The following is an 8,938-nucleotide window of genomic DNA, read 5'->3' on the forward strand; positions in this document are numbered from 1 at the left end:
GAGGATTTCTCCACGTTGGAGCTATTTTTTGATGCCAAGTTAAGGTGTAAAAGTGACAGACTTAAGGTAAACCGACAGATGCCTCGTCGCTGCTTAAGGGCCTCACTGCACAGGTGTTGGTGGAAAACGTCTACGCCGTGCGCGCGAATGACTGGGTGCTGGTACACGCGGCAGCTGGTGGCGTGGGATCGCTGCTGTGCCAGTGGGCCAGCCATTTGGGCGCGAACGTGATCGGGACCGTGGGCTCACAACAAAAGGTGGAGGTAGCCATCGCTGCAGGCTGTTCGCATGTCATCCTCTACCGGGAGGAGGATTTTGTGGACCGTGTGCACCAGATCACCGGCGGTGAAGGTGTACAGGTGGCCTACGACGCCGTGGGCAAAGACACATTTTTCGGTTCTCTCGAATGTCTAGCACCCTGCGGGCATTTGGCTAACTTCGGTCAAGCCTCGGGGCCGGTGCCACCGTTCGAGGTGTCGCGGCTGTTTCCCAAATCGAATTCCCTTTCGCGTCCGAGCGTGTTCCAGCACTTACGGACCGCGCAGAAACGACGCAACGCGGCTGACAGACTTTTCAGGTTTTTTTCGCAAGGCGTTTTGAAGGCGCCTGTCAGCGTGGTTTTTCCTTTGCACGATGCTGCAAAAGCGCACTTGGCGCTAGAGTCTCGTGACCGTACACAATCCATTTTGCTGAAACCATGAATGGTAGAGCAGTGAGTATGCTGCTCGAAAATTTTGATCTTTCCCCTGTTTCGTGTATTTCGTATCCTGCGGATTACGCAGCATTTTTACACTGTGTCTCGTACCAGCGTTAACGACAGACAGCGACTCCTTCGCCGGCGTCGGCACGCTTTTTTGGTGTGCATTTCGGTATGCTGCAGTTGCTCAATCACACGAACAATATTGCACTACGAACGCAAGATCGCATGAAAACGTTCGACCGGTCGAGGCTGAACCATTTCAGCCTGTAATCGACCCAAGCGTTCATTTGCCCTCATCACACCAGCCACTTTCCTATCATCCGCAAAATCTCTTTCTTCACCGCTACTGAGTCTTTGGCCGCGTTATTCAGTCGATGGACAGAGATGCCGCGCAGCAGGCTCATGATGATGAAGGCGGCAGATTGCGCGTCCACATCTGGCTTGATCTGACCAAGAGCCTTCGCCTCACTCAGCTTGAACTCGACGTAGGCCATGTTCTTTTTGTTGTAGTCTTGCACAAAGCCGTATAGTGGCGAATCGGCTACGGATGAATCCAGAACGATGAAGAACATGGCGCGGATCCGTTTTACCGAGTCTTCCGGTCGCTGGGTATAGGCATTCACCAGCGAATAGATACCGTTGATGCCAGTGGTGTCCGATCCGTCCTTCTTGCGCTGGATGTTGAAGTCATGCGACAGATATGCCAAGCATTCTGACAACAGCTTCTCCTTGGAGCCAAAGTGCAGGTGCGCCAGACCCCGGCTGTACCCCGCCCTGACGCCGACCTCGGCCATAGTAAGTCCGGGCACACCTTTTTCAGCAATCAACTCAATCGCAGCCTGCACCATACAGTTGATGGCTTCCTCCCGTCGTTGCTCCTGTGTGCGACTTTTGGCTTCTTTCATAGGTGCGTAATATCTTGTTATCTTGAAACCCGTCTCAAATTGCGATCCATAAAAAAATCGGCTCTCAAGCCGATTTTTTATTTCAGGCGGGGAGGATATTAGCCCTCTCGGCCACGCGTTTGAAGCGCTGATATTCCGATCGTTGGAACTCGCCCAGCTCCCCCAGTGACTTTGTCAGAAATGTACCAGCTCTGCTTGCCTGGTACGCTTTGGCAGCCTCGGTAGCCTGCACTGCGGTGATGGCATCAGCAAGGTCCTTCATTAGGTTTGCCGGGGTTCCCGCTTTCATAGAAAGCGATGACCAGACGTACGATTCAAAATCCGGGTAACCCAGCTCCTTCATTGTTGGAGTACTCGGCAGCATCCTGTCACGCTCCTTCCCAGTAATGGCCAGCACGCGCAGCTTTTTTGCCTTTTCCATAGGGGCAACGCCGGTGATGTCGTTAAGCGCAATGTCCAGCCGATTGCCGATCACGTCGGTCACCATGGGCGCGCCGCCCTTGTAGGGCACGGGCGTGGTCTTGATGCCCACCTCCTGCGCGAACCACTCGCCCACAAGCCTATAGCCCTCGGAGTAGTTGCCCACGGAGATCGGCTGGCCCGTGGCCTTATATTTGGCCACCACATCATCAATGCTTTTGTATGGCGAATCGCTACTTGTCACGAAGGCTGCCGCCGATATACCTAGCCCATGCAGGGGTGCCAAGTCCTTGAACGGGTCGTAGCCCAGGTTTTTCACCATCACAGGGTTCACCGCGATGAGTGAGTTACTACCCAATAAAATAGTGTTGCCATCTGCGGGTTCAGCCAGCACGGCACGCACAGCGATCAAACCGCTGGCACCAGTCTTGTTCTCCACAATGATTGAGCGGTTAATAATTTTTGAGATCTGCTCAGCATAAAAGCGTGCACCTTCGTCAGAGCCACTGCCCGCAGTGAAGGGCACGATGATGCGCATCACCTTGTCCTGTGCCCGCGCAATGTAGGGAAAGGTCAGTACCGACGTTCCCGCTAGCAGGCTGGCGCCAAATTGTCTTCTTTGCATTGTCTTGTCTCCTTTTAAATCATGTTGATCAAGTTTGCTTTTGCAGCTAACACACCCCAGTGAATCGACAGATTCGTGCTTGAATCCTTGCAATGTCAGGTCGCCTTCCCACACACAATTTCTGCAGTTAAAGCAGTGCGCATAAGCAGCGACGAATCAAAGGCGATGTCGGAGGCGCTCAGTCTTCAAAGACCGGGGCTCGTCGCTCCGCCATCGCCTTCACACCCTCCATCAAGTCCGTCGCGGCAAACTGAGCGCTCTGCTCCGCGCTCTCGCGCGAAATGGCGTTGCGGATGTGGCTGAGCGAATCAGCCTTCAAGGTCTGCCTGGTGGACTGCACTGCGCGCGGGGATGAGGTGGCAATCTCCCGCGCCAGCGCAATGGAGGCGGCGCGCACTTCGAGCTTGGGTGCGATAAAGTCCACCAGCCCAATCTCTTTGGCACGCTCGCCATCCACACGGGCGCCGGTGAACAGCATCCACGCCGCCATCTGCTTACCGATGAGAGCAGGCAAGGTGTACGACAGCGCAAACCCTGGGTGAAATCCCAGGCGATTGAAGTTGGCCGAGAAGCGGGCCTCCACGCATGAGACGCGAAAGTCCGCCGCCAGCGCCAGCCCCAAACCGCCACCCACGGCCGATCCCTCAATGGCAGCGACGATGGGCTTGCCAAAGCTGAAGATACGAAGCGCCTCCTGGTAGATGGGGTTGATGCGCGAGGCACTGCGCGCACCTCTGGCGTCGTCGCGCTTGGAAAAATCCGCTCCTGCGCAAAAGGCACTACCGCTCGCCTGCAGCAGCACTACGCGGCAGCGCTTATCCACCTGCAATCGGTCCAGTTCATCTGCAATTTGAGCAATCATCTCCACATCAAAAAAATTGTGCGGTGGACGGCTCAGCTCAATGATGGCGATGTGGCCGTCGCGGCTGGTCAAAATGGATTGTTCCGGCGTATCAGGCATGACGGGCCATCCTCTCTTTATTCATGTTCTGGTAAGAGTCTTGGCGGGTGGGTTGTGCAACCTCTGTCGGCAATGCGCGCGCCGTCAAGTGGCACCAGAACTGCTCAGCCCCCGCGTTTATAAAGGCCTGGCCAAGCCGCTCCGCCCATTCGGTACTGCCACCCGCTTCAGCCCGCCAGGCCCAAAGGCGCCGAGTGGCAAAGTTGAGTGGATATTCGTAGGTAAAGCCAATGGCGCCATGCACTTGGTGGGCAATGGAAGCACCGCTCTTCACTGCGTCGCTGGCTGTTACCTTGGCCACTGCGGCGCTGAACTCGGCCTGCGGAGCACTGGTTTGCTGCAAGGCTGGCAAGTCGCGAAGCGCCGTGCTGGTGGCCGCATAGCTGCATGCCACTTCGCCGGCCAGCACGGCAAGTTGCTGCTGGATGGCCTGGTTTTTGCCAATGGGTTTACCAAACTGCACGCGGTCCTTCACATACTGCACGGCCAGATCCAGCGCATATTCCAGGGCGCCTGTCATCTGCGCGGCGATGACAGCGGCATAGGCCACTTGCACCGGCTGCGGCAGCCCTTCAATGCGGATCGGCAGCACATGGGCCACCAGCGCATGCTCCAGCACCACCGTATCGGCTGGCAGCGATGCAGCATCCACCCCATGCACCACATGCACCCCCGCGCCCTTGGCATCCACAAGGCCCATGTAACCATTTATCTCCACTAGCAGCCAGTGCGCATGGCGCGCCCACTTCACCGCCTCCATCCGACCGGTGAAGGTCGCGGGCTCTCCTGCAGAGTTGCTGGCTACCATTAAGCTTTGGGTTTGCGCGCCAGCGGCTAGCGCTAGCACGCTCTCAGCGGGTAGATCCAGCCCGCAGCGTGATGCGAAATACTGCCCCACCACTGCCTGTGCCAGCGGCACTGGCGCCTGCGTATAGCCCACCTGAAAGAACAGTGACAGTGCATCCAGCCATGTCGCCTCAATACCGCCATGCTCCTCATGGCAGAGAATCTTGGTCATGCCTGCCTCGGCAATGGTGCGCCACAAATCACTGGCAAAGGTTCCCGCTTCCACCTCGATCAGAAGTTCACGGCTGACCTCGTTGGCAAGCAACCGCTGTACGGTTTCCTGAATCATGTTGTCGCTCATCGCAGCCCCAGTCCTTTCGCAATAATTCCGCGCAGAATTTCCCGCGTGCCCCCGCGCAGAGAGAACGATGGCGCCGCCAGAGTCAGCAGATTCAGCACTTGGTCAAAATCACTGCCGTCACCCAGCTTGTCGGGGAAAATTTCGTAAGCAATATCGGGCAGCGACTGCTCTAGCAGCGCGCCCTGATCCTTAACGATGGAGGCGGCCAGCGACGGGTCCTCACCGTTGGACATCATCAGCGCGATGCCTTGCGACATCTGTCGCAGGCTGGCGTAACGCGCAATCAACTTGCCAATGGCTACGGTCTGCTGGCGGTTGCCAGGATCAGCCTCATCCAGCATTTCCAACAGCAGCTGCGTGCTGCTCAAAAAACGTTCGGCGCCAGACCGCTCAAACTTCAGCTCATTGGTCACCTGGTTCCAGCCCTTGCCTTCTTCACCCACCAAATGGTCGTCTGGCACAAACACATCGTCCAGAATCACCTCATTGAAGATCCGGGTACCCAATTGCGAGACGATGGGTCGCACGCTCACGCCAGGTAGGTCCATCTCTATGAAGATTTGACTCATGCCAGCGTGGCGATCCTCCCCTTTATCACTGGTGCGCACGAGGGCCACCATATAGTGAGCATGGTGCGCACCTGATGTCCATACTTTGCGGCCGTTGATCTTCCAGCCTCCTTCTACCTTGGTCCCCCGGGTTCGGATGGAAGCCAAATCCGAGCCCGAGTCCGGCTCACTCATGCCAATGCAGATGAACGCCTCGCCCCGGCGAATTTGAGGAATGATCTTGGGCGCCAGCTTATCCTTGCTGTAGCGGATGAGCAGTGGACCCATCTGCCGGTCGGCCGCCCAGTGTGCGCCCATAGGGGCACCCACAGCCAACAGCTCCTCCAGCATCACATAGCGCTCAAGCATGCTTTGACCACCCCCACCACTCTCGGTGGGCCAGGTCATTCCCAGCCACCCCTTCTCGCCCATCATCTTGGAGAAGGCTGGGTCCCGGCCGGTCCAGTTATGGGCCCGCTGGACCTTGGAATACTTCGTCATGTTTCTTTTGGCAAAGGCCCTTACCTCCGCCCGAAGCTCTTCGCATTCAGGCGGCAGCTCGCCTACCTTGATGTGCAGCGTATCCATGTTTCTCCTTACTTGCTTGCTTACAAGCAACAATGTATATTGAACATGGCGATCCAAATCTAGGTATTAACGATTAGAAGTGAGTCAACAAATGAACGGAATGAACAAGATGGAAGTAGCTGACGAGAACAAATCTCCCAATCGTGGCCCGCTCACTGGCATCAAGGTACTGGATTTGACCGCCGTGGTGCTGGGGCCGGTGGCCACCCAGGTGTTGGCGGACTACGGAGCTGACGTCATCAAGGTGGAGCCGCCCGAAGGCGACCTCATGCGTGCTAACGGCGTAAGCCGCACGCCCGGTATGAGCTCCACCTTCATGAACATCAACCGCAACAAAAGCTCGGTATGTATCGACCTTAAGAGCGAGCAAGGCAAGGCACAGTTGCTCCGGCTCATAGCCCAGAGCGACGTGCTGGTGCACAACATCCGCGTCAAAGCCATACAGCGGCTGGGTTTTGGCTATGCGGAGGTTGCGAAGATCAACCCTGGCATCATCTACTGCGCGGCCACGGGCTTTGAAGAAAGCGGCGTATTTGCAGGTCAGCCGGCGTTTGACGACATCATCCAGGGCGCATGTGGCCTTGCCCACTTGGTAGGTCATGAAAGGGGCGTGCCCGAATACCCGCCAACACTGCTCGCCGACAAGATTGCAGGCCTCGCCACCGCCAACGCCATCCTCGGCGCGTTGGTGCACAAGACCCGTACCGGCGAAGGCCAGTATGTGGAAGTGCCCATGTTTGAGACCATGGTTGCCTTCACCATGACGGAGCACCTGGGGGGCCAGGGCTTTCACCCGCCCATTGGTGATGCGGGCTATGCCCGGCTGCTCAAGGGCGGCCGGAAGCCCGCACCCACCAAGGATGGACACATCGCCTTGCTACCCTATACCGAGCAGCACTGGAAAGCGTTCTTCCACCGCTTTGGACGCGGTGAATTCATCGACCAGTTCAACATCAACAGCCGCACCGAACGCAACAAGAACATTCAAGCCATCTACGCGGAGCTGCGAAACATTACTGCGCAATACACCACCAAGGAGATCATGGAGGTGTGCTGCGAGATGGACATTCCCGTGGCTGAGATGTACTCCATCCACACCATTCAAACCCACCCCCAGGTACAAAGCACTGGCCTGTTCCAGACCATGACCCACCCCACGGAAGGCGAAGTAGTAGCCACTCGCCCCACGGCCCTGTTCTCCAAAACCCCCACGGCCATCTACAAGCCCGCTCCCAACTTGGGCGAGGACAGCGAGCGGGCGCTAAGCGCCTGGCAGTAAACAATCAGACTTTCATGGGAAGATATCTGTGCTTGGCGGTGCCACCTGAACGCTGGTGCGTGGCTGTTGCCTGCGCATTTGTGCTTTGCTATCGCATACTGAAGTGACTAAATCGCCCCGGCATTCCTAGACACTCATGAGCAGCTAGGAATTGCATTGCTTGAACTCTACAGGTGATAGACCTGCCGTTTACGAATGACGGCACTGTGACTTATTGAGCATGTCAATGTAGTTGAAGACATCAGCTCGCGGATCGTCACGGGTTGCATCGACCCGCCTTCGGATGCGTTCGCGCTTGAGCAGTTGGAAACATCTCTCGGCCACAGAGTTGTCGTGGCAGTTGCCACGCCGGCTCATGCTACTAACCAGGTTGTGGTCGCGCGGGAAGGTCTGCCACTCGTGGCCGGTTAACTGGCAGCCCTGATTGGAATGAACCATGACAGGTGCATGCGGCTGAGGACATGGGTGTCTCCCTTGCGACTGCTGGCGGCGCGCGGTGCATCCTATATTGACCGAATTAGCACCCAACACTTCCCCGCCTATGACCGCCGCTATCGACACCGGAACTCCCGACCTGCAAGCCTACCGGGACGAAGGCGTACTTACCTTGGTGCTCCACCGCCCCCATGCACGCAACGCCCTGTCGCGCCCCATGTTGCAGGCCCTTCAGCAGCAACTGCACCTAGCCGAGTTCGAGCCGGCCGTGCGCTGCATCGTGCTCACAGGGGCCGGCGGCGCTTTCTGCGCTGGCGGGGACGTCAAGGGCATGGAAGCGTCCGGTGACCGCGCCGTGGGCACGCGCACCATTGACGAGGCCATCCACCAACAGCGCCACAGCCAGCGCGAAACGGCAGGGCGGCTGTTCAAGATGCCCAAGCCCACCCTCGCGGTACTGCCGGGCCCGGCAGCGGGAGCTGGGCTATCACTGGCCCTTGCCTGCGACCTGCGGCTGATGGCAAGCACAGCCTTCATGACCACTGCTTTCGCCAAAGTCGGCTTCGCGGGGGATTACGGTGGCACCTATTTCATGACGCAACTGGTCGGCGCCGCCAAGGCGCGCGAGCTCTACCTGCTGAGTGGCCGTGTCAATGCCGAGGAAGCCCTGCGCCTAGGCCTGAGCAACTGGGTGACCGAGCCGGACGCCCTGACCGAGCGTGCCCGCGAGATTTCCCAACAACTGGCACGCGGCCCGGTCGTGGCATACCGCTACATGAAGGAAAACCTGAACCGCGCCATGGCCGGCGGGGTGGACGAATGCATGGACCTGGAAGCCACACACCATGTTCACTGCGGCAAAACCGAAGACCACCGCGAAGCGGTCAAGGCCTTTATCGAGAAGCGTGAACCCGTGTTCCAGGGGCGCTAAAAGATTCTCGAGGAGACCCCAGGCCCCCTCACTAGTGGAGGTACAGTGCATTCAGCCGCGCCTAGGAGCCTGTCGGACTTTCAGCTATCCAAGGGTGATTGCTTAATTTATAAGCAGATTTGACGCACTACAAGGCAAAAGTCTGTTTGCAAATGGCGCGAGATACTTGACTTTCGGCTTGTAGCACGTTGCGGTGACTCAAGTCCGACAGGCTCCTAGCCGGCGGGTGGCGACCTATCTGGTGGCGCAATTAGGCTTCTAAGCCACCGTATTCGGCGTCAAGGAATTCCTGCTGCACGCGCTACAGCACCGGCAACACAGGCTAGTCCATTGAATCATTGAAATTGGCTGTATATGCTCCATATTGGAGGGTATGTACAGAATGCTATTGACAGACGA

8 protein-coding genes and 1 pseudogene are annotated in these 8,938 nt (G+C 57.5%); 3 read left to right on the forward strand and 6 right to left on the reverse strand.

The features are described 5' to 3' along the window. Positions 1–119: 119 nt before the first annotated feature. Positions 120–701 carry a zinc-binding dehydrogenase gene (locus tag AC1RDS_RS20680; RefSeq protein ID WP_492227327.1) on the forward strand — a complete coding sequence of 194 codons (582 nt, stop codon included), beginning with the start codon at positions 120–122 and terminating at the stop codon, positions 699–701. Between the two features lie 295 nt (positions 702–996). Here the strand turns inward: AC1RDS_RS20680 and AC1RDS_RS20685 are convergent, their stop codons facing one another. The 5 genes from AC1RDS_RS20685 to AC1RDS_RS20705 all read right to left on the reverse strand — a co-directional run bounded on the left by AC1RDS_RS20685 (position 997) and on the right by AC1RDS_RS20705 (position 5,894). Beyond that, on the reverse strand, positions 997–1,605 hold the full coding sequence (locus AC1RDS_RS20685) for a TetR/AcrR family transcriptional regulator (protein ID WP_492227328.1): 609 nt from the start codon (positions 1,603–1,605) through the stop codon (positions 997–999). 82 nt (positions 1,606–1,687) lie between these two features. Further along, on the reverse strand, positions 1,688–2,764 hold the full coding sequence (locus AC1RDS_RS20690; RefSeq protein ID WP_492227329.1) for a tripartite tricarboxylate transporter substrate binding protein: 1,077 nt from the start codon (positions 2,762–2,764) through the stop codon (positions 1,688–1,690). A 64-nt stretch (positions 2,765–2,828) separates the two neighbouring features. Continuing rightward, entirely contained in the window at positions 2,829–3,611 is a 783-nt protein-coding gene (locus tag AC1RDS_RS20695) for an enoyl-CoA hydratase/isomerase family protein (RefSeq protein ID WP_492227330.1), read from the reverse strand. Next, the gene (locus AC1RDS_RS20700; RefSeq protein WP_492227331.1) at positions 3,604–4,758 is read right to left on the reverse strand and encodes an acyl-CoA dehydrogenase family protein; all 1,155 of its coding nucleotides are present in this window, start codon (positions 4,756–4,758) and stop codon (positions 3,604–3,606) included. Before AC1RDS_RS20700 ends, AC1RDS_RS20695 begins: the two co-directional genes overlap by 8 nt. Continuing rightward, complete coding sequence (locus tag AC1RDS_RS20705; protein ID WP_492227332.1) at positions 4,755–5,894, reverse strand: acyl-CoA dehydrogenase family protein; 1,140 nt, start codon at positions 5,892–5,894, stop codon at positions 4,755–4,757. The genes AC1RDS_RS20700 and AC1RDS_RS20705 overlap by 4 nt, the downstream gene beginning before the upstream one ends. A 100-nt stretch (positions 5,895–5,994) precedes the next feature. Here AC1RDS_RS20705 and AC1RDS_RS20710 point away from each other — a divergent pair, with 100 nt between their 5' ends. Then, positions 5,995–7,173 (forward strand): CaiB/BaiF CoA transferase family protein, encoded by a 1,179-nt coding sequence (locus AC1RDS_RS20710; protein WP_492227334.1) that lies wholly within the window; start codon positions 5,995–5,997, stop codon positions 7,171–7,173. A 192-nt stretch (positions 7,174–7,365) separates the two neighbouring features. On the opposite strand, the pseudogene AC1RDS_RS20715 reads toward AC1RDS_RS20710, so the two are convergent. Beyond that, positions 7,366–7,629 (reverse strand): annotated as a pseudogene (locus tag AC1RDS_RS20715) (IS3 family transposase); the annotation flags it as partial. Positions 7,630–7,714: 85 nt separating this feature from the next. On the opposite strand from AC1RDS_RS20715, the gene AC1RDS_RS20720 reads away from it, so the two are divergent. Continuing rightward, positions 7,715–8,539, forward strand: coding sequence for an enoyl-CoA hydratase-related protein (locus AC1RDS_RS20720; RefSeq protein WP_492227333.1), 825 nt, complete (start codon positions 7,715–7,717; stop codon positions 8,537–8,539). The last annotated feature ends 399 nt before the right edge of the window (positions 8,540–8,938 follow it).

The sequence above is a fragment of the Acidovorax sp. GW823-FHT02H02 genome (assembly GCF_058797075.1).

Bases quoted from the DNA above. Each gene is read 5' to 3' on its own strand.
- AC1RDS_RS20685 (WP_492227328.1), bottom strand. From the start codon at position 1,605: ATGAAAGAAGCCAAAAGTCGCACACAGGAGCAACGACGGGAGGAAGCC.
- AC1RDS_RS20695 (WP_492227330.1), bottom strand. From the start codon at position 3,611: ATGCCTGATACGCCGGAACAATCCATTTTGACCAGCCGCGACGGCCAC.
- AC1RDS_RS20700 (WP_492227331.1), bottom strand. From the start codon at position 4,758: ATGAGCGACAACATGATTCAGGAAACCGTACAGCGGTTGCTTGCCAAC.
- AC1RDS_RS20705 (WP_492227332.1), bottom strand. From the start codon at position 5,894: ATGGATACGCTGCACATCAAGGTAGGCGAGCTGCCGCCTGAATGCGAA.
- AC1RDS_RS20710 (WP_492227334.1), top strand. From the start codon at position 5,995: ATGAACAAGATGGAAGTAGCTGACGAGAACAAATCTCCCAATCGTGGC.
- AC1RDS_RS20720 (WP_492227333.1), top strand. From the start codon at position 7,715: ATGACCGCCGCTATCGACACCGGAACTCCCGACCTGCAAGCCTACCGG.